This window comes from Kitasatospora purpeofusca (assembly GCF_042691725.1).
GTDB classification, from domain to species: Bacteria; Actinomycetota; Actinomycetes; order Streptomycetales; family Streptomycetaceae; genus Kitasatospora; species Kitasatospora purpeofusca_B.
This window is the reverse complement of the sequence record NZ_CP170483.1, coordinates 5962221-5981515: the sequence shown is the minus strand read 5'-3', so window position 1 is coordinate 5981515 and position 19295 is coordinate 5962221. Positions and strand designations below refer to the sequence as shown.

Here is a 19295-nt window from a genome sequence, read left to right as displayed (position 1 = left end):
GACCTCCAAGGTCGGATGGTTCAAGCCTAGGCGGGGCGTGCGGCCCCGGGGAATGCCGCGCGAAGAGGCCCGGCGCGGCGCGGGGATGTCAGGGGTCGGCCGCGCTCAGGCGGCCAAGGGGCATCGGGAGGACAGTCTCGGGGAGCGCCGCTGGGCTTGCTCGACCCGCATGGTGACCGCCTCCTCTCCGTGTGTGAACCGGGTGCCGGGGGATATCTACCCACGCACCGCGCGGCGTCCGCAAGGGAATTAACGCCGCAACGCCGAGGGGCCCGGCGGAGCGTCGGAACGCTCCACCGGGCCCCCGCGGGCCTGTGGGTCAGGCGCTGATCACGGTCACCTCGCCGATGCCCAGCTCCCGCACCCCGTCCGCGAACGCCGCGGCGTCGCCGACCAGGACGGTCACCAGCCGGTCCGGCGGGAAGGCCTTGACCACGGCCTCGGTGGCGGCGGCGGTCGGCAGCTCGGCCAGCTGCCGGTAGACCTCGGCCTGGAAGTCGTCGGCCAGGTGCTGCTCCACCTGGTCGGCCAGGGTGCCGGCCACCGAGCCCGCCGTCTCGTACTTCAGCGGCGCCACGCCGACCAGGAACTGCACCGCCTCGGCGCGCTCCGCGTCGGTGAGCCCCTCGGCGGCCAGCGTGCGCAGGATGGTCCAGGTGTCGGCCAGCGCCGGGGCGGTGGAGGCGGTGTCCACCGAGCCGCTGATCGCCAGCAGGGAGCGCCCGCTGCCGTCGGCGGCCGAGCGCAGCGGCTGGGCGAAGGCCCGCACGCCGTAGGTGTAGCCCTTCTCCTCGCGCAGCACCCGGTCCAGCCGGGAGGTGAGGGTGCCGCCCAGGCAGTAGGTGCCGAGGATCTGCGCGGCCCAGCTCGGGTCGTGCCGGTCCGGGCCGATCCGGCCGATCAGCAGCTGGGTCTGCACCGAGCCGGGCCGGTCGACGATGATCACCCGGCCGGTGTCGTCGGCGGTCACCGGCGCGTGCGCGCTCGGCTCGGCCGGCGCGCCCTTCCAGGCGCCCAGGGTGGACTCCAGCAGGGCCGGCAGGTCGGTGCCGGTGAGGTCGCCGACCACGACCACGGTGGTGGTCACGGGCCGCACGTGCGCCTCGTAGAACGCCCGGACGGCGGCCCGGTCGATCGTCTTGACCGTCTCGACGGTGCCGGCCCGCGGGCGCGACAGCCGGTCGGCGCCGTCGAACAGCTCGGCGTACAGCGCCTTGGCGGCCCGCCGGGCCGGGTTGGCCTGCTCGTGCACGATCTCGTCCAGCCGGTTGGCGACCAGCCGCTCGATCTCGTCCTCCGGCAGCGCCGGGCTGCCCAGCGCGGCGGCCAGCAGGTCCAGGCCGCGGGCCAGCCGGGAGGCCGGGACCTCCAGCGAGACCCGGATGCACGGGTGGTCCGCGTGCGCGTCCAGGGTCGCGCCGGCCCGCTCCAGCTCGGCCGCGAACTCCTCGGCGGTCAGCGTGTCGGTGCCCTCGCTGAACGCCCGGGCCAGGATCGAGGCGACGCCGTCCACGCCCTCCGGCTCGGCCGCCAGCGGCGCGTCCAGCAGCACGTCGACGGCCACCAGCTGCTGCCCGGGGCGGTGGCAGTGCAGCACCGTGATGCCGTTGCCGAGCGCGGCGCGCTCCGGCGCCGGGAACGCCCACGGGGTGGGGGTGCCGGGCTGGGGCTGGGGGTGGAAGGTCATGGCGGGGACGTACTCGGTGCTCATACGGCGGCGCCCTCCTCGTCGGTCTCGGCGGTGGCAGCGGTGTCGTCGGCGGTGTCCTCGGCCGGGGTCGGCTCGTACACCAGCACCGCCCGGTTCTGCGGGTGCAGCCGCGCCGCGGCGATCTCCCGCACCTCCTCGGCGGTGACGTCGAGGACCTTGGGCAGGGCGTCGTTCAGCAGCTTCGGGTCGCCGAACAGCACGGCGAAGCGGCACAGCTCGTCGGCGCGGCCGGCCACCGTGGTGAGCCGGTCCAGCCACTCGCGCTCGATCTGCGCCTGGGCGCGCTCCAGCTCGGCCGGGGTCGGGCCCTCGGCCGCGAACCGGGCCAGCTCCTCGTCGACGGCCGCCTCGATCTGCTCGACGGTGGCGTCGCCCGAGGTCTTGACGTCCAGCCAGCCCAGGCTCGGCGCGCCGGACAGCCGCAGCAGGCCGAAGCCGGCCGCGACGGCGGTGCGGTCCCGGCGGACCAGCCGGTTGTAGAGCCGGCTCGACTCGCCGCTGCCGAGGATGGTCAGCGCCAGGTCGGCGGCGTCCGCCTCGCGGGTGCCGTCGTGCGGCAGCCGGTAGGCGGCCATCAGCGCGCGGGACGGCACGTCCTCGCGGATCAGCTCGCGCAGCTCCCGGCCGATGGCCTCCGGCAGGCTGCCGTCGCGCGGCGGCTGCTTGCCGTCGTGCGCGGGGATGCTGCCGAAGTACCTCTCCACCCAGGCGATGGTCTGCTCCGGGTCGATGTCGCCGACCACCGAGAGCACCGCGTTGTTCGGCGCGTAGTAGGTGCGGAAGAACGCCCGGGCGTCCTCCAGGGTCGCCGCGTCCAGGTCGGCCATCGAGCCGATCGGGGTGTGGTGGTACGGGTGGCCGTCCGGGAAGGACAGCGCGGTCAGCTTCTCGAACGCGGTGCCGTAGGGCACGTTGTCGTACCGCTGGCGGCGCTCGTTCTTCACCACGTCGCGCTGGTTCTCCATCGACGTCTCGTCGAGGGCCGCCAGCAGCGAGCCCATCCGGTCCGCCTCCAGCCAGAGCGCGAGCTCCAACTGGTGGGCCGGCATGGTCTCGAAGTAGTTGGTGCGCTCGAAGCTGGTGGTGCCGTTGAGCGAGCCGCCGGCGCCCTGCACGAGCTCGAAGTGCCCGTTGTTGGAGACGTTGGCGGATCCCTGGAACATCAGGTGCTCGAACAGGTGGGCCAGCCCGGTGCGGCCCTTCACCTCGTGCCGGGAGCCGACGTCGTACCAGAGGCAGACCGCGGCCACCGGGGTCAGGTGGTCCTCGGAGAGGACGACGCGCAGGCCGTTGGCCAGGCGGTGCTCGGTGATGGCGATGCCTCGCTGGGAGGCGGGGGCCGGGTTGGCCATGCGCTCGGGTCCTTCCCGTCGTCGAAGTCGGGGTTCGTGTGGCGTCCCCCATTGTGGTGCAACGCGCGAACGCCGTGGATGTGTCCGCGCGGACAGGGCGTTCGCCAGGGGCGGAAGAGGGGCGCTGGCCCGGACTGTCGGCGGGAGGGTCCACAATGGGGGCGCCGAGCCCTGTTGACAGAACCGCCGACAGCCCCGGCGACAACCGCGCCGACGAGACGTGGACGAGACGCAAGCGAGACGTAAGGGAGCCCCGCCGCGATGGCCCGCCGCAGTTCGCAGACCCCGCCCCCCGGAGACTTCGAGGAGCGCATCCTCGACGTCGACGTCGTGGACGAGATGCAGGGCTCGTTCCTCGAGTACGCCTACTCGGTGATCTACTCCCGGGCCCTCCCGGACGCCCGGGACGGCCTCAAGCCGGTGCACCGCCGCATCCTGTACCAGGCCAACGAGATGGGCCTGCGCCCGGAGCGCGGCCACGTCAAGTGCGCCCGCCTGGTCGGCGAGGTGATGGGCCGGCTGCACCCGCACGGCGACGCCTCCATCTACGACTCGGTCGTCCGGATGGCCCAGCCGTTCTCGATGCGGCTGCCGCTGATCGACGGCCACGGCAACTTCGGCTCGCTCGGCAACGACGACCCGCCCGCCGCGATGCGCTACACCGAGTCCCGGCTCACCGCCGCCTCGATGGCCATGGTCGAGTCGATCCACGAGGAGACCGTCGACTTCGGGCCCAACTACGACGGCAGCGAGCAGGAGCCGCTCGCGCTCCCGGCCGCCTTCCCCAACCTGCTGGTCAACGGCGCCACCGGCATCGCCGTCGGCATGGCCACCAACATGCCGCCGCACAACCTCTCCGAGGTCGTCGCCGCCGCCCGGCACCTGATCAAGCACCCGAGCGCCGACCTCGACACCCTCATGCGGTTCGTCCCCGGCCCGGACCTGCCCACCGGCGGACGGATCGTCGGCCTCTCCGGCATCCGGGACGCCTACGAGTCCGGCCGCGGCACCTTCAAGATCCGCGCCACCACGAGCATCGAGGCGGTCACCGCCCGCCGCAAGGGCATCGTGGTCACCGAGCTGCCGTACAACGTCGGCCCGGAGAAGGTCATCTCCAAGATCAAGGACCTCGTCAACGCGAAGAAGCTCCAGGGCATCGCGGACGTCAAGGACCTCACCGACCGCGAGCACGGGCTGCGCCTGGTCATCGAGGTCAAGAACGGCTTCGTGCCCGAGGCCCTGCTGGAGCAGCTCTACAAGCTGACGCCGATGGAGGAGACCTTCGGCATCAACAACGTGGCGCTGGTCGACGGCCAGCCGCTCACCCTCGGCCTCAAGGAGCTGCTGGAGGTCTACGTCGACCACCGCTTCCAGGTGGTCCGCCGGCGCAGCGACTTCCGCCGCCGCAAGCGCCAGGAGCGGCTGCACCTGGTCGAGGGCCTGCTGGTCGCGCTGGTCGACATCGACGAGGTCATCGCGATCATCCGGTCGAGCGACAACGCCGCCCAGGCCAAGGAGCGCCTGATCGAGCGCTTCTCGCTGTCCGAGACGCAGACCGCGTACATCCTCGACACCCCGCTGCGCCGGCTCACCCGCTTCGACCGGGTCGAACTCGAGCAGGAGCAGGCCAAGCTGACCTCCGAGATCGCCGACCTGACCGAGATCCTGGAGTCGGACAACAAGCTGCGCAGCGTGGTCTCCGGCGAACTCGGCGCCGTCGCCAAGCAGTTCGGCACCGAGCGGCGCACCGTCCTGCTGGAGGCCGGCGCCGCTCCGGCCGCCTCGCTGACCGTCCCGCTGGAGGTCGCCGACGACCCGTGCCGGGTGCTGCTCTCCTCCACCGGCCTGCTCGCCCGCACCGCCGACGGCGAGCCGTTCGAGCTCTCCGAGAAGCGCGCCAAGCACGACGTGATCGTCTCCGCGGTGCCGACCACCGCCCGCGCCGACGTCGGCGTGGTCACCTCGGCCGGCCGGGTCCTGCGGCTGCCCGTCATCGACCTGCCGGCGCTGCCGCCCACCCCCTCGCCGACGCTGGCCGGCGGCGCCGCCCCCACCGAGTTCCTCCGGCTGGAGGCCGACGAGCGGGTCCTCGCGCTGACCACCCTGGACGAGTCCTCCCCCGGCCTGGCGCTGGGCACCGCGCAGGGCGTCGTCAAGCGAGTGGTCCCCGAATGGCCCGCCAACAAGGACGAGTTCGAGGTGATCGCGCTCAAGGACGGCGACGCGGTGGTCGGCGCGGTCGAGCTGCGCACCGGCGAGGAGGACCTCGTCTTCATCAGCTCCGACGCCCAACTGCTGCGCTACCCCGCCGGACAGGTCCGCCCGCAGGGCCGCCCGGCCGGCGGCATGGCCGGCATCAAGCTCGCGGACGGCGCCCGGGTGCTCTCCTTCACCGCCGTCGACCCGGCCGCCGACGCGGTGGTGGTCTCGGTGGCCGGCGCCTCCGGCACCCTCGCCGGCGAGGCCCAGTCCAGCTGGAAGGTCACGCCCTTCGAACAGTACCCGCGCAAGGGCCGCGCCACCGGCGGCGTCCGCTGCCAGCGCTTCCTGCGCGGCGAGGACGCCCTCGCCTTCGCCTGGGCCGGCCCCGCCCCCGCCCGCGCCACCACCGCCAAGGGCGCCCCGGTCGACCTCCCCGAGCGCGACCCCCGCCGCGACGGCTCCGGCACCCCGGTCACCACCCCCATCGCCACGGTCGCCGGCCCCGCCTGACCCGCCTGACCCGCAGGGCGCCGAACCCCGTTCGGCGCCCTGCGGCATTCCCCCAACCGGAACGCTCCCCCCAACTTCCCTGCATCGCAAGATTGTTCGCCGCCCCTGAGCTAGGTTCGCACCGGAAGGGCCACCCACCACCGACCCCGGAGGGAGACGGACCGTTGCCCGACGACTTCCGGATCGACCTCGCCCGCATGCACACGGTCTCCACCCAACTCGGCGAATGCGGCACCCGCATGAGCGCCGTCGCCAAACGGCTGGAGAACCTGGGCAAGGGCCGGCAGACCGGCACCGCCCGGCTCGACTCGGCCTGCAAGCAGTTCGAGGACGAGTGGCACGGCGGCATCGGCCGGATGGCCAAGCTGGCCACCGGGCTGCGCGACGGCCTCGACCTCACGCTCAAGAGCTACGGGGACCACGAGCAGGGCGTCGCCAAGGGATTCGGCGCCACCTGACCGCGCCGCCGACGGGGGAGGGCAACCACCATGAGCGACCAGAACTGGCCGGGCCTGGGCTTCTGCCCGGCCCCCGGCGATCTCGGCGCGATCGCCCAGCTGTACACCGACGTCGACGCGGTGGCCCGCGAACTGGAGGAGCTCCGCGGCTCCCTCGCCGGCATCGGCACCACCGGCGGCGCCTGGGAGGGGGAGGCCGCCCGCGCGTTCGCGGAGAAACTGGGCGAGCTGCCGAAGTACCTGGACAAGGGCCACCGGTCGATGGCCGCGTGTTCCCTGGCCCTGAAGACCTGGCACACCCAGCTCTCCACCATGATCGCGGCGGGCCGGGGCATGGAGACCGAGGCCGCCGAGCTGCGCCGCCGTCTGGAGTGGCAGGACCAGCAGACCGCCGACCTCGGCCGCTCCCTGGACACCTTCGCCCGGCCGGGTGCCCAGCCCCCGGCCGCCGACGTCCTGGAGCGCACCCAGGCCCGGTTCGAGGCCGCCCGCGAAGCCGCCCTCCGCGGCCACCAGCAGCTCGACGAGGTCATCACCCGCGCCCGCAGACAACTCGACGACCACCGCCGGAAGGCCGAAACCGCCGCCCGCGCCGTCGAGGAGGCCTCACGGAACCACCCGCCGGACCCCAACGTGTTCAAGCGCCTGCTGGACGGCGTGCAGCACGCGTGGCAGAAGTCCGTCGACTTCCTGGTCGACCATGCCGACCTGCTCTCCAAGATCTCGGCCGGCCTGGCGATCGCCGCCCTGGCGATCTCCTGGATCCCGGTGGTCGGCCAGGTCGGCGGAGTCGCCCTGGGTGGCCTCGCGGTGCTCACCAGCGCCGGCGCGCTGATCGGACACGGCGTCGGAAAGTCCCGCGGCAAGGACGTGTCCTGGGCGGACATCGGCCTCGACTCGCTCGGGGTGATCCCGGGCGTCGGCGCGGTCCGGGGCTTCGCCACCGCCGGCCGCACGACCACGAAGGTGCTGGGCTCGGGCGTGGCCAACAAGCTGGTCCGGGCACCGCTGAGGAACTTCGTCGATCCGATCAAGGCGAGCAAGGGCGCCTCCGCGTCCGAGCGGATCAAGGGCGCGGGCGGCAGCCTCTTCGGCATGACCTCCAATCCGCTGACCACCAAGGGCATCGTCGCCGGCCTGACCAAGCTCGGCCATCCGGTGGACCCGCGTCTGGTCACCATTCCGGTCAAGGCCACCGGCCTCGGCTACGGGCTGTACCGCCGACTGACCAGGGACGACGACGGGCCTGCCGCTCCGCCGCCGCCGTACGTCGGCCCCGTGCCGCAACCGGGTCCGCGCCCCTCGCCCACGCCATTCCTCGCCGCGGTCGCCTGACGGAGATCCCATGCCCGAGTACCTCTATGTCACCCTCCCCGTCTCGGGAAGCCAACTGGCCCGCGTGCCCGAGGCCGTCGAAGCGGCGGAACGGGCCAAGGCGCTCTACGGGGTCAACCTGTTGGACGACGAGGTGGCCCGCCAGGTGGTCACCGACCATCTGACGGCCCGCCGGCGCATCGACCTGGAGTGGCACACCGAAGTCGGCGCGATGCTCGTGCTGGGCGGGATCGTGGTGGCGGCCGTGATCGGCAGCTCGCTCTCCTCGCCGGTCCAGCCGAAGCAGGTGGCGATGCTGGTGGCCGCGATCCTGGCGGTTCCCGCCGGCATCGTGGTCTGGGCCGTCGGGGCCGGGAAGGGGGCGAAGAAGCAGCGGGACTCCGTCCACTTCACCACCTACACCGCGCTGCTGGCACGGGCCAGGAGTGCCGGGCTCGACATCCGGATCCCCGACGAGTGGTTCGACGCGTCCGGTCCCGCGCCCACCACCCCGCCGCCGCACGCGCCCTCGCCCCCGCCCTCGACACTGGCACCGGCACCGGCACCGGCACCGGCACCGTGGGAGGCGCCACCGACCACAGCCGCACCGGACACCACGCCACCGCTCCCGTCCGCCACCGGAAGCCTCCTGGTCGTGCCGATGAGCGAGTTCACCGGGAACCCGGCACTCGTGCGCACGGCACGGACCCTGGGTGCAGAGCACCGCATCGACCTCCTGGACGGGCGGGCCGTGCAGGCGATGCTGACCGCACAGCGCCGGGCCGTCCGGCGGTGGAGCGTCTGGGCAACGCTCGCCGTCCTGGCCGTGGTGGCGGCCGGGACCACGGCCAGTATCGGTGCGACGCTCGCCCCCGACTCACCGAACCGCTCCTCGGCGCTCGCGGCGGCCGGCGCCCTGGCCGCGGCCGCCGTCCTCGCCACCGGACCGCTGCTGCTCCTGCTCCGCTCCTGGCGGCGGAGCGGGGTCAAGGCCCAGGCGGCGGCCTACCTGGACCTCCTGGTCGAGGCCCGCCGGCACGGCGTCCTCGTCCCCGCGCCCCCGAGCTGGCTGGACACCCGCAACCGGCTCCGGAAACCGTACTGACCCGCCGGCCACCCGACTCCAAAGGCCCGACCACCGTGACGGACACCCTCCAGATCCGCTTCGTCGTCCCGCCCGCCTTCCACGACATCCCCGTACTCGGCACCGAGGAGCAGGTCGCCGAGCAGCTCTGGGAGGTGGTCTGCGAGGTCCTGGCCTCGGAGGGCGACGACCTGCGCACCGAATGGACGGCCGTGCTCGCCGGGCTGATCCCGCCGATGGCCGAGGCCGGAACCATCTATGCGGGACTCTGCCTGCTGGACGTCGAGGGCCGGACCAGTACCGCCTCGGTCGTCGCCACCCTGGCGCCGCTCGGCGGACTCCACCCCGAACGAGCGGTGGACGGCCTGCGGGACGGGCTCTCCCGGGCCCGGCCGGAGGCCACCGTGACCGAGCTGGCGCTGCCCGCCGGGCGGGCGGTGGCGGTGATCGACGCGGTCTCCACCCCCATCGGCGAGAAGGCCCTGGCCACCTCGGTCATCCAGGTGCACCTACCGCTCCCGAACGAATCCCAGCTGCTCTCGCTGGAGCTGAGCACACCGTGCGCCGAGGACTGGGAACTGTACTCGGAGGTCTTCGCGGGGATCGTCCGAAGCGTCCACCTGGAGTTCGCCGACCTCCCGCTGTCGGACCCGGGGCCGACGGCCGAATCCGCCCCGTCCCCCGAGGCCGAGGCGAGGATCCGGGCCGCCTTCGGCTGAGGAGCAAGGGTAGCCTTACCGGGGTGAGCACCTGTGCGACGCTGTCGCGTGAACTGTCGGAGCCGCTGGCCGCCACCGCCGCGACCGCGAGCACCTGGCTGCTGGTCGAGCAGAACGGCCCGTGGGGTGCGAAGGCGCTCGGCGAGAGCCATCTGGACCCGGTGGTCGGGCGTGCGCTGGATGCCGCGGTGGCCGGGACCGGCGTGCGGGTGGCGCTGATCCGGCGGCCCGGTCGGCATGCGGACTGCCTGCCGACGGCCCGGCACGAGGTGATCGTGGCGCACACCGTCCCGGCGCCCGGCCGCAGCTGGGTGCGCCGGCACGAGGTGACGGACCCGGCGGAGCTCCTCGCCCTCGACTTCGCGGCGCTGGGCGCCGGCGACCACGGCGGCCTCGGCGCGCCGCACGTCGGCGGCCCGATCGCCCTGGTGTGCACCAACGGCCGCCGGGACCGCTGCTGCGCCCTGCTGGGCCGCCCCCTCGCCGCCGACCTGGCCGCCGCCGGGCACAGCGAGGTGTGGGAGGTGACCCACCTGGGCGGCCACCGCTTCTCCCCCACCATGCTGGTGCTGCCGTACGGCTACGCCTACGGCCGGCTGACCGCCGAGTCGGCCAAGGACGTGCTGGCGGCGACGGCGTCCGGCCGCATGGTGCCGGAGTGGTCGCGCGGCTGCTCCGGCTGGGACCGCCCGGGCCAGGCGGCCGACCACGCGGTGCGGCTGGCCACCGGTGAGACCAGGGCCGACGCGCTCACCGTGGCCACGCGGCCGGACGGCGCGGGCCGCTGGCGGGTCGAGGTCCGGCACGAGGACGGCCGGGCCTGGGAGGTCCGGGTGACCGAGGGCGTCAGCGAGCCGGCCCGCCCGGAGAGTTGCGGCAAGGCGGCGGGCACCCCGTCCCGGATGGAGGTCGCCGCCCTCCGGGAGCTGTGACGTGCGACGACCCCCGGCGGGTGCCCGCCGGGGGTCGTTCGTTCCTCGGACGCTCAGACCGCCCCGGCCCCGGTCAGCGCGCGGACCTCCAGCTCGGCGTACCGGTCCGGGTCGGCCGGCTCGGGCGAGGTGAGGGTGCCGATCCAGCCGGCCAGGAAGCCGAGCGGGATGGAGACGATGCCCGGGTTCTCCAGTGGGAACCAGTGGAAGTCCATCCCGGGGAACAGCGCGACCTTGGTGCCGGAGACCACCGGTGAGAAGGTCACCAGCACCACCGCCGGGATCAGCCCGCCGTACACCGACCAGACCGCGCCGCGGGCGGTGAACCGCCGCCAGAACAGGCTGTAGAGCAGCACCGGCAGGTTGGCGGAGGCGGCGACGGCGAAGGCCAGGCCGACCAGGAAGGCGACGTTCAGCTGCTGGGCGAAGAGGCTGAGCACGATCGCCACCGCGCCGATCCCGACCGCCGCGATCCGCGCGACCAGGACCTCGTCGCGCTCGGCGGCCGCCGGAGCGCTGTCCGCCCCGGCCCCGGTCGCGGCCCGGGCGTCCGCCTCGCCGCGCGACCGCCGGGAGGCCGGCACCACGGCCCGCCGGCCGCGCAGGCCCCGGCCGCCCCGGGCACCCCTGCCGCCGCGCGAGCCGCGCGGCCGTCCCCGCCAGGCGCCCGCCCAGATGTCGTGGGCGAACGCCGCCGAGGAGGCCAGGGTGAGCCCGGCGACCACGGCGAGGATGGTGGCGAAGGCGATCGCCGAGATCAGCGCGAACAGCACCACCCCGCCGGTCGAGCCGTTGCCGCCGCCGAGCACCAGGGCGAGCAGCGGGACGGCGGTGTTGCCCGCCGAGTTGGCGTGCCGCACCTCGGCCGAGCCGATCAGCGCGGTGGCGCCGAGGCCCAGCGCGATGGCCATCAGGTAGAAGCCGCCGACCAGCCCGATCGCCCACATCGTCGAACGGCGGGCGGCCCGCGCGGTGGGCACGGTGTAGAAGCGGGACAGGATGTGCGGCAGACCGGCGGTGCCCAGCACCAGGGCCAGGCCCAGACTGAAGAAGTCCAGCCGGCTGGTGAAGCTCTTGCCGTACTTCAGCCCGGGCTCCAGGTAGCGCTGCCCGGCGCCGCTGTGCTGGGCCGCCTGCCGCATCAGCTCGGCGACGTCCCCGTGGAAGCGGACCACCAGCAGCACGGTCAGCACCACCGAGCCGGCGATCAGCAGGAACGCCTTGACGATCTGGATCCAGGTGGTGGCCCGCATGCCGCCGATCGTGACGTAGACGATCATCAGACCGCCCACCGCCACGATGGTCCAGGTCCGGGCCTGGGCGCTGTTGGTGCCGAGCAGCAGCGCGACCAGACTGCCCGCGCCGACCATCTGGGCGACCAGGTAGAACAGCGTGACGACCACGCTGGCGCCACCGGCCGCCGCCCGGACCTTGCGCCGGCGCAGGCGCAGCGCCAGCACGTCGGCCAGGGTGTACCGGCCGGCGTTGCGGACCAGTTCGGCGACCAGCATCAGCACCACCAGCCAGGCGACCAGGAAGCCGATGCTGTAGAGCACGCCGTCGTAGCCGTACAGCGCGATCAGCCCGGCGACGCCGAGGAAGGAGGCGGCCGAGAGGTAGTCGCCGGAGAGCGCGAACCCGTTCTGCAGGGGCGTGAAGTCGCGGCCGCCGGCGTAGAAGTCCTCGGCGGCGCTGCCGCGGCGGCCGGCCCAGAAGGTGATCCCCAGGGTGACCAGGACGACGACGGCGAAGAGCACCACGGCCAGGCCGTGGTGGTCCCCGGCGGGGGCGACGGGGGGCGGGGTGGCGGCCCTCATCGCAGCTGGTCCTGGGTGTCCCAGCGCAGCGACAGGGCGGCCCGGTCGCGCTTGGTGCGGGCGTTGCGGGCGTAGAGCCAGGCCAGCAGGAAGGTGGTGGCGAACTGCAGCAGGCCGAGCAGCCACGCCACGTTCACCGGACCGGCGACCGGACGGCGCATCAGCGCGGGGGCCGCCGCCTGGGCGGCCACGTAGAGCAGGTACCAGGCGAGAAAGACGCCGCTGACCGGGAAGACGAACGTCCGGTAGCTGTGGCGGATCCGTTGGAAGGCCGCGCTCCGCTGGACGGCCCGGTACACCTCGATGCTGCCGTCGACCGCGGGTCCAGGCACCGGCCCTGGTACGGGCCCGGGTTCCGGCGCCCACCAGTCCAGTTGCCCTCCCGGCTCGGGGTTTCTCGTCTGCGGTTGAGGCACGGCTGCTCCTGGGCCGGGGGGTTGTGACGCGAACCATGATGGCGGCGCCCGGACTCCCCAAACCCCCACCGCAGATACGTTCACTCGATGAGGTGATCGATGATCCGACAGACACTCATCCGACTACTGCGGAGACCCGGTGATTCCGTGTCGGAAGGCGTACGCGACCGCTTGCGCCCGGTCCCGCACGCCGGTCTTGGCGAACAGGTTGTTGATGTGGGTCTTCACGGTGGCCGGGCTGACGTACAGCCGCCGGGCGATCTCGGTGTTGGAGAGCCCCTGCGCGATCAGCCCCAGCACCTCGGCCTCCCGCGCGGTCAGCCCGTCCGGCGGCTCCTCCGCCGCCGGTCCCGAGACCGGTCCCGAAGCCGGTCCCGGAGCCGGTCCCGAGGCCGGTCCCGGCGCGGTGGGCGCGTCCCCCGCCAGCCGCTCCAGCAGCCTCAGCTGCACCTGCGGCGAGAGCCCGGCCGCCCCCGACCGGACGTCCGCGATCGCCCGGACGATCTCCTCGGCGCCCGCGTCCTTGGTGAGGTAGCCGCGCGCCCCGGCCCGCAGCGCCGGGAACAGCGAGTCGTCGTCGGCGTAGGTGGTGAGCACCACGACTTCGGTCCCCGGGTACCCGGCGCGGATCCGCCGGGTCGCCTCGACCCCGTCGCAGCGCGGCATCCGCAGGTCCATCAGCACCACGTCCGGCCGGTGCCGGTCGACCAGGGCGACGGCCTCCTCACCGTCCGCCGCCGAGCCGACCACCTCGATCCCGGGCAGCAGCCCGAGCAGCATCACGATCCCCTCGCGGACCACCGTCTGGTCGTCCGCGACCAGCACCCTGGTGACCACCGGTTCCGTCATGCCGGCACCCGCAGCAGCACGCGCCACCCTCCCTCGTGGGGGCCCGCCAACAGGGTGCCGCCGAGCAGTTCCGCGCGTTCGCGCATCCCCAGCAGACCGTACCCGCCGCCACTGGCCGCCAGTCCGCCGGGCGCTTCGGCCCGTCCGGCGCGCTGGTCCCGCACCTCCAGCTCCACCTGTCGCGCCAGATAGCGCAGCTCGACCGTGCAGCGCGCGCCGGGGGCGTGTTTGCGTACGTTGGTGAGCGCCTCCTGCGCCGTGCGCCGGACGGCGAGCCCCGCCTCGGCGGCCAGCGGACGCGGTGTCCCGACCACCCCGAACGCCGCGCGTTCCACCGCGGTCAGCTCCACCAGGTACTCGCCGACCGGGGTGAACTCGCCGCGCAGCGCGGACAGCGCCTGCCGGGTCTCGGCCAGTCCGTCCTGCGCCATCCGCCGCGCGGCCACCACCCGTTCGCGGATCCGCTCCCGGTCGGTGCCGGAGTCCAGCATCAGCCGGGCCGCCTCCAGGTGCACCAGCTGGGCGGAGAGGCTGTGCGCCAGCACGTCGTGGATCTCCCGGGCGATCCTGGCCCGTTCGGCGAGCGCGGCGCTCTGCGCCTCGGCGGCCCGGGCGGCCCGTTCCTGGTCGAGCAGCCGCCGCGCGGTACCGCGCGCCTCGATGTCCAGCCGCAGCAGGTAGCCGAGCAGCAGCAGGCCGCCGACGGTCGCCATGATGCTCAGCCAACTCGCCCAGCTCACCGCGGTGTACGAGCCGAGCGAGGCGCCGGCCACGAGCAGCGCGGGCCCGGGCGGCAGCCGGATCACCGAGGTCACCGCCAGCCCGTACCAGAGCACGTCGGCGAGCAGGTAGGCCTGCCCCCAGTTGGCCAGCCAGGCGGCCGCGAACACCGCGGCGGCCAGCGCGTACGCGGGCCAGGCCCACTGCGCCCAACTGGCGTGCAGATAGCCGGCCGCGAGGCCGACCGCCACGCCCAGCCCGGCCACCACGACCACCACCGCCCAGCCGGCGTACCTGCCGCCGGTGAGCGTCCCCCAGCAGACGCTGACCAGGACGACGAGTCGGCCGAGCACGGTGAGCATCCGCCGCGGCCGGCTCTCGGCGTCGTACCGCAACCCCTCACGGGACGGCCAGCGGGTCCAGTACCCCTCGGCGACCAAACGTTTCCTCCCGGTGAGCTCACGACGACGTTCAGCACGGTACGGCGGCCGGCCCCGGGGGCTCCAGCGCCCGCGCCCGCCGGTGCACCACGAGCGTGCGGACCAGCAGCAGGACCGCCAGCCCGAGCAGCAGCGCGCTGCTCGACTGGTGCAGGTGCAGGACCTCCCCGATCCCGAACAGGCCGAACCTGATCGCGACCAGCCCGCCCCAGGCGGCCAGCGTCGCGCTGGTGCCCTGCACCCAGAGCGCCCTGTCCGCTTCCCGCCAGATCCGGACGGTCCAGCCCCAGACCGAGCCCGCCGCGAGCACCGCGAGCAGCCCGGAGCCGACCAGGACGGCGGACCACGCGGTGTCCCGGCGGTCGAGCAGCTGCGGGTCGCGCAGCGCGACCGCGCCGAGGACCACCGGCAGCACCCAGAAGCGACGTTCGGTGTCCAGCCGCCGGGCGCGCATCTGACGCCGGAGCACCAGAGCCGTCACCACGACCACCAGAGCGGCGTTGAGCTGGGCAGACATGAGGCTTCTCCGTCCGGGAGGGGGTTCGGGCCGACCTCTCCGACGGTACGGATCCGGCGCCCCCGGCTGATCGGCTCCGGGGTGGACGGGGGTGGAACCGGCAGCACGAGGGCCCTCCACCCACGGGTGGAGGGCCCTCGTGCGAACGGGCGGTGCTCAGGCGTCGATGCGCGAGCGGTCCAGGGTGGCCGCCGAGTCCACGATGAACTCCTTGCGCGGCGCCACGTCGTTGCCCATCAGCAGGTCGAAGACCTTCTCGGCCTGCTCCAGGTCGCCCAGGTTGATCCGGCGCAGCGTGCGGTGGCGCGGGTCCATGGTGGTCTCGGCCAGCTGGTCGGCGTCCATCTCGCCCAGGCCCTTGTACCGCTGGACCGGGTCCTTCCAGCGCAGGCCCTTGCGCTGGAACTCCAGCAGGGTGGAACGCAGCTCGGCGTCCGAGTACGTGTAGTGGTACTTCTCCTGCCCGCGCTTGGGGTTGGTGAGCTCGATCCGGTGCAGCGGCGGCACGGCCGCGAAGACCCGGCCCTGCTCGACCATGGGCCGCATGTAGCGCTGGAACAGCGTCAGCAGCAGGCAGCGGATGTGCGAGCCGTCGACGTCGGCGTCGGCCATGAAGATGACCCGGCCGTAGCGGGCCTGGTCGATGTCGAAGGTGCGGCCCGAACCGGCCCCTATCACCTGGATGATGGCCGCGCACTCGGTGTTCTTGAGCATGTCGCTCACGGACGCCTTCTGCACGTTGAGGATCTTGCCGCGGATCGGCAGCAGGGCCTGGAACTCGGAGTTGCGGGCCAGCTTGGCGGTGCCGAGCGCGGAGTCGCCCTCGACGATGAACAGTTCGCTGCGGTCGACGTCGTCGCTGCGGCAGTCGGCCAGCTTGGCCGGCAGCGAGCTGGTCTCCAGCGCGGTCTTCCGGCGCTGGGCCTCCTTGTGCTGGCGGGCGGCGACCCGGGTGCGGGCGGCGGCCACGACCTTCTCCAGCACCGCCCGGGCCTGGACCTTCTCGTCCTTCTTGGCGGAGGTGAGGAAGGCCTTGAGCTCCTTGGCGACGACGGCCGCGACGATCCGGTTGGCCGCCGAGGTGCCGAGCACCTCCTTGGTCTGGCCCTCGAACTGCGGCTCGGCGAGCCGGACGGTGACCACGGCCGTGAGGCCCTCGGTGGCGTCGTCCTTGGTGATGTCGTCCTCGGCGACGCGCAGCACCTTGGCGGCCCGCAGCGCCTCGTTGACGGTCTTGGCCAGCGAGCGCTCGAAACCGGTGACGTGGGTGCCGCCCTTGGGCGTGGCGATGATGTTGACGAAGGAGCGCAGCGTGGTGTCGTACCCGGCGCCCCAGCGCAGCGCGATGTCCACCCCGAGGTGCCGGGTGACCTCGGTCGGCGTCATGTGGCCGAGGTCGTCCAGGACCGGCACGGTCTCCTTGAAGGTGCCCTCGCCGTGCAGCCGCAGCACGTCGCAGATCGGCTTGTCGGGCGCCAGGAACTCGCAGAACTCGGTGATGCCGCCGTCGAAGCGGAAGGTGCTCTCCTCGACCTTCTCGCTCTCGGTGAGCCGCTCGTCACGCACGACGATCGTCAGACCCGGCACCAGGAAGGCCGTCTGCCGGGCCCGGGCGTGCAGGTTCTCCAGGGAGAGTCTGGCGTCCTTGAGGAAGATCTGCCGGTCGGCCCAGTAGCGGATCCGGGTGCCGGTGCGGGTCTTGGGCACCTTGCGGACCCTGGTCAGGCCGTTGGCCGGCTCGAACGGCGCGTCCGGGCTGGTCTCGGTGAAGATGCCGGGGGTGCCGCGGCGGAAGCTGATCGCGTGGGTGTGGCCGCTGCGGTCGACCTCGACGTCCAGCCGGGCGGAGAGCGCGTTGACGACGGAGGCGCCGACGCCGTGCAGACCGCCGGAGGCCGCGTACGAGCCGCCGCCGAACTTGCCGCCAGCGTGCAGCTTGGTCATCACGACCTCGACGCCGGACAGCCCGGTCTTCGGCTCGACGTCCACCGGGATGCCGCGCCCGTTGTCGCGGACCTCGACCGAGGAGTCGTCGTGCAGCACGACGTCGATCCGGTCGCAGTAGCCGCCCAGCGCCTCGTCGACGGAGTTGTCGATGATCTCCCAGAGGCAGTGCATGAGGCCGCGACTGTCGGTCGAGCCGATGTACATGCCGGGGCGCTTGCGGACCGCCTCCAGGCCCTCCAGGACGAGCAGGTGCCGAGCGGTGTAGTTGGAACCGTCGTCGCCGGCCAGCAGAGCGGACGGCACGGTCGTTTCGGCACTCACGCGGCACTCTCCTCGGTCAAGTTCTGTCTCATCGGTCACATCCGGACGCGTCCGGACCGTCCGCCAGTGCAGCACACCGCACCGACAGCCGTTTCCCCTCTGTGTGCGCACCCTTCCGCTGGGTGCACAGCACGGCGGGCCGATCCCGCGCAGCTTGTACGCGCTCCGCGAACAAGGGTCGTGCCGGATCGGGGGCGCCGGGGCTCCATCTCCTCCCGGTACCACCGTTCCTGGCGGACCGTGGGACCGGGTACAGGCTCCGGAACTGCCGTTATGCAGGCTACCGGGGCCCGGGACGGGGCTTATGCTCCAACCCAGCAGAGGATTATGCTACGCGGACTCCCACATCCGGTTCCGATCGGGCGTTCGAGCGACGGGCGGATCCTGGGATCCGGTACGCATGAACCACCGGCCCCCGGGGCACGTCCTCATCAACACAGCAGAATCCTCAGAGAAGAAAAGCCACGAGCGGGAACGTTTTCGGCCTGGTTGGATGTTGACCCTGGTACGACAGCTCGTCGAGCTAGAGAAGAGGCGACGTGACTACTGTTCTGACACCTGCGAGCCCGCTCACCGCGGCTGACCGCTGCGACCGCTGCGGCGCCCAGGCCTACCTGCGCGTCGTACTCGCCAGCGGCGGAGAGCTGCTCTTCTGCGCCCACCACGGCCGGAAGTTCGAGCCGGAGCTCAAGAAGATCGCCGTGGAGATACAGGACGAGAGCGGCCGCCTGGGCGGCACGTCCGCCACGGCCAACGACGACGAGCGCTGATCGCGCCGCCCCACAGGAACCAGCGTCGAGCTGTGTGTCCGGTCGCGCACCGCGCGTGACCGGGTGAGCCGGGTGACTGCCCCTTCGGGGGCCGGTCGCCCGGCTTCGTCGTCCCCGGACCGGATCCGCCCACCCTCCCGGGCTGCCCGAACGGTCAACACCGGGTGCCCGTCCGGCTACAGGACGGCGCGCACCGCGTCGGCGACCGAGGAGATCCGGGTGTAGACGCCCGGATGGGCGGCCTCCGCGCAGCCGGTGCCCCAGGAGACCAGCCCGGCGAGCCGGCCGGCGACCACCAGCGGGCCGCCGCTGTCCCCCTGGCAGGCGTCCTTGCCGCCCCGCTGCTCCCCCGCGCACACCATGCCCCGGGCGTCGAAGCGCCCGTCCGGGCCGCCCGGGTAGGCCTGCGCGCAGGCCTGGTCGGGCACGATCGGCACGTCCACGCTGCGCAGCGAGGGCGAGTAGTCGCCGCGGCCGGTGGTGTCCCCCCAGCCGTACACCTGCGCCCTGGTCCCGGGCCGGTACGGCTCCGCCTCGCCCTGGCCGACCAGGTCGATCAGCGGCCGGCTGCCCTGCGACTCGCTCAGGGTGACCACCGCCACGTCGTTCATGTTGGTGGCGAAGGAGTAGTCGGGGTGGACCCAGACGCCGCGCACCGCCACCTCGCGGCCCGCCGAGCCGCGCAGGTCGTCCCGGCCGACCACCACCCGCAGACCGGGCCGGTCCACCTGCCGCCCGCTGGACTCGTCGTAGAAGCAGTGCGCCGCCGTGACCACCTTGGTCGGGGTCACCAGCGCTCCCCCGCAGAACTGCCCCGAGCGGCCGGAGCCGAACTGCTGGCGGCTGGACAGCGCGACCACCCACGGGTGGTCGCCCGTGCCCACCGCCTCGCCTCCGACGATCCGGCCCTGCGGCCGGGCGTGGGCGTCCGGGGCCGCCGGGCCGAGGGCGAGCAGCGGCGCGGGCAGCGCGGCCAGCAGCGCCAGGGCGGCGGCCCGGCGCCGCCGCGACACCCGGACCGCGGGTTCGGACGCGGCGGACCCGGCGGGCGCGTCGACGGGTGCGGGGGCGGGCGCGGGGGTCGGCAGGTCGGCGCGGTCCGGACGGTCCGGGGTGGGCGACACCGTGTCTCCAGGTGGCTCGGCAGCAGGCAACCGGCACAGCGTAGGTGACCGGCCACGCTCCGCGACCGCTCGCCGCCGCACCGCCACCCGGA

At 73.5% G+C, this 19295-nt stretch carries 16 protein-coding genes; 7 read left to right on the top strand and 9 right to left on the bottom strand.

Annotated elements, in window-relative coordinates:
* Positions 1 to 319 precede the first annotated feature (319 nt).
* Together ACFCLZ_RS25745 and ACFCLZ_RS25740 are read right to left on the bottom strand one after the other, a co-directional pair.
* Positions 320 to 1687: a M16 family metallopeptidase gene (locus ACFCLZ_RS25745; protein ID WP_380286286.1), complete on the bottom strand. Its 1368-nt coding sequence runs from the start codon at positions 1685 to 1687 to the stop codon at positions 320 to 322.
* A gap of 20 nt (positions 1688 to 1707) precedes the next feature.
* Entirely contained in the window at positions 1708 to 3063 is a 1356-nt protein-coding gene (locus ACFCLZ_RS25740; RefSeq protein WP_380279664.1) for a M16 family metallopeptidase, read from the bottom strand.
* A 261-nt stretch (positions 3064 to 3324) separates the two neighbouring features.
* Here ACFCLZ_RS25740 and ACFCLZ_RS25735 point away from each other — a divergent pair, with 261 nt between their 5' ends.
* The 6 genes from ACFCLZ_RS25735 (at position 3325) to ACFCLZ_RS25710 (ending at position 10282) form a co-directional block, all read left to right on the top strand.
* Complete coding sequence (locus tag ACFCLZ_RS25735) at positions 3325 to 5775, top strand: DNA topoisomerase (ATP-hydrolyzing) subunit A (RefSeq protein WP_380279662.1); 2451 nt, start codon at positions 3325 to 3327, stop codon at positions 5773 to 5775.
* Positions 5776 to 5939: 164 nt separating this feature from the next.
* Positions 5940 to 6233, top strand: coding sequence for a hypothetical protein (locus tag ACFCLZ_RS25730; protein WP_380279660.1), 294 nt, complete (start codon positions 5940 to 5942; stop codon positions 6231 to 6233).
* 30 nt (positions 6234 to 6263) lie between these two features.
* Positions 6264 to 7568, top strand: a complete 1305-nt coding sequence (locus ACFCLZ_RS25725; protein ID WP_380279658.1) for a WXG100 family type VII secretion target — start codon at positions 6264 to 6266, stop codon at positions 7566 to 7568.
* 10 nt (positions 7569 to 7578) lie between these two features.
* On the top strand, positions 7579 to 8652 hold the full coding sequence (locus ACFCLZ_RS25720; RefSeq protein WP_380279656.1) for a hypothetical protein: 1074 nt from the start codon (positions 7579 to 7581) through the stop codon (positions 8650 to 8652).
* A 35-nt stretch (positions 8653 to 8687) separates the two neighbouring features.
* Positions 8688 to 9350, top strand: coding sequence for a hypothetical protein (locus ACFCLZ_RS25715; RefSeq protein WP_380279654.1), 663 nt, complete (start codon positions 8688 to 8690; stop codon positions 9348 to 9350).
* A 23-nt stretch (positions 9351 to 9373) separates the two neighbouring features.
* The gene (locus tag ACFCLZ_RS25710) at positions 9374 to 10282 is read left to right on the top strand and encodes a sucrase ferredoxin (protein WP_380279653.1); all 909 of its coding nucleotides are present in this window, start codon (positions 9374 to 9376) and stop codon (positions 10280 to 10282) included.
* 53 nt (positions 10283 to 10335) lie between these two features.
* On the opposite strand, the gene ACFCLZ_RS25705 is transcribed toward ACFCLZ_RS25710, so the two are convergent.
* The 6 genes from ACFCLZ_RS25705 to ACFCLZ_RS25680 all read right to left on the bottom strand — a co-directional run bounded on the left by ACFCLZ_RS25705 (position 10336) and on the right by ACFCLZ_RS25680 (position 17309).
* Positions 10336 to 12099: a cation acetate symporter gene (locus ACFCLZ_RS25705; RefSeq protein ID WP_380279651.1), complete on the bottom strand. Its 1764-nt coding sequence runs from the start codon at positions 12097 to 12099 to the stop codon at positions 10336 to 10338.
* On the bottom strand, positions 12096 to 12431 hold the full coding sequence (locus ACFCLZ_RS25700; protein WP_380279649.1) for a DUF485 domain-containing protein: 336 nt from the start codon (positions 12429 to 12431) through the stop codon (positions 12096 to 12098). Before ACFCLZ_RS25700 ends, ACFCLZ_RS25705 begins: the two co-directional genes overlap by 4 nt.
* Before the next feature lie 207 nt (positions 12432 to 12638).
* Positions 12639 to 13364: a response regulator gene (locus ACFCLZ_RS25695; RefSeq protein WP_380279647.1), complete on the bottom strand. Its 726-nt coding sequence runs from the start codon at positions 13362 to 13364 to the stop codon at positions 12639 to 12641.
* Positions 13361 to 14524 carry a sensor histidine kinase gene (locus ACFCLZ_RS25690; RefSeq protein WP_380279646.1) on the bottom strand — a complete coding sequence of 388 codons (1164 nt, stop codon included), beginning with the start codon at positions 14522 to 14524 and terminating at the stop codon, positions 13361 to 13363. The genes ACFCLZ_RS25695 and ACFCLZ_RS25690 overlap by 4 nt, the downstream gene beginning before the upstream one ends.
* Before the next feature lie 31 nt (positions 14525 to 14555).
* Complete coding sequence (locus ACFCLZ_RS25685) at positions 14556 to 15041, bottom strand: DUF1453 domain-containing protein (RefSeq protein ID WP_380279644.1); 486 nt, start codon at positions 15039 to 15041, stop codon at positions 14556 to 14558.
* A gap of 156 nt (positions 15042 to 15197) precedes the next feature.
* The gene (locus tag ACFCLZ_RS25680) at positions 15198 to 17309 is read right to left on the bottom strand and encodes a type IIA DNA topoisomerase subunit B (RefSeq protein WP_380279643.1); all 2112 of its coding nucleotides are present in this window, start codon (positions 17307 to 17309) and stop codon (positions 15198 to 15200) included.
* 539 nt (positions 17310 to 17848) lie between these two features.
* Between ACFCLZ_RS25680 and ACFCLZ_RS25675 the strand changes: the two genes are divergently transcribed.
* Positions 17849 to 18079 (top strand): hypothetical protein, encoded by a 231-nt coding sequence (locus ACFCLZ_RS25675; RefSeq protein WP_380279641.1) that lies wholly within the window; start codon positions 17849 to 17851, stop codon positions 18077 to 18079.
* A gap of 176 nt (positions 18080 to 18255) precedes the next feature.
* Here the strand turns inward: ACFCLZ_RS25675 and ACFCLZ_RS25670 are convergent, their stop codons facing one another.
* The gene (locus ACFCLZ_RS25670; protein WP_380286285.1) at positions 18256 to 19092 is read right to left on the bottom strand and encodes a S1 family peptidase; all 837 of its coding nucleotides are present in this window, start codon (positions 19090 to 19092) and stop codon (positions 18256 to 18258) included.
* Between the last annotated feature and the right edge of the window lie 203 nt (positions 19093 to 19295).

What these genes read in the sequence shown, in the direction of transcription:
- ACFCLZ_RS25745 (WP_380286286.1), bottom strand. Translation starts at nt 1,687, where the DNA reads ATGACCTTCCACCCCCAGCCCCAGCCCGGCACCCCCACCCCGTGGGCG.
- ACFCLZ_RS25740 (WP_380279664.1), bottom strand. Translation starts at nt 3,063, where the DNA reads ATGGCCAACCCGGCCCCCGCCTCCCAGCGAGGCATCGCCATCACCGAG.
- ACFCLZ_RS25735 (WP_380279662.1), top strand. Translation starts at nt 3,325, where the DNA reads ATGGCCCGCCGCAGTTCGCAGACCCCGCCCCCCGGAGACTTCGAGGAG.
- ACFCLZ_RS25725 (WP_380279658.1), top strand. Translation starts at nt 6,264, where the DNA reads ATGAGCGACCAGAACTGGCCGGGCCTGGGCTTCTGCCCGGCCCCCGGC.
- ACFCLZ_RS25720 (WP_380279656.1), top strand. Translation starts at nt 7,579, where the DNA reads ATGCCCGAGTACCTCTATGTCACCCTCCCCGTCTCGGGAAGCCAACTG.
- ACFCLZ_RS25705 (WP_380279651.1), bottom strand. Translation starts at nt 12,099, where the DNA reads ATGAGGGCCGCCACCCCGCCCCCCGTCGCCCCCGCCGGGGACCACCAC.
- ACFCLZ_RS25695 (WP_380279647.1), bottom strand. Translation starts at nt 13,364, where the DNA reads ATGACGGAACCGGTGGTCACCAGGGTGCTGGTCGCGGACGACCAGACG.
- ACFCLZ_RS25685 (WP_380279644.1), bottom strand. Translation starts at nt 15,041, where the DNA reads ATGTCTGCCCAGCTCAACGCCGCTCTGGTGGTCGTGGTGACGGCTCTG.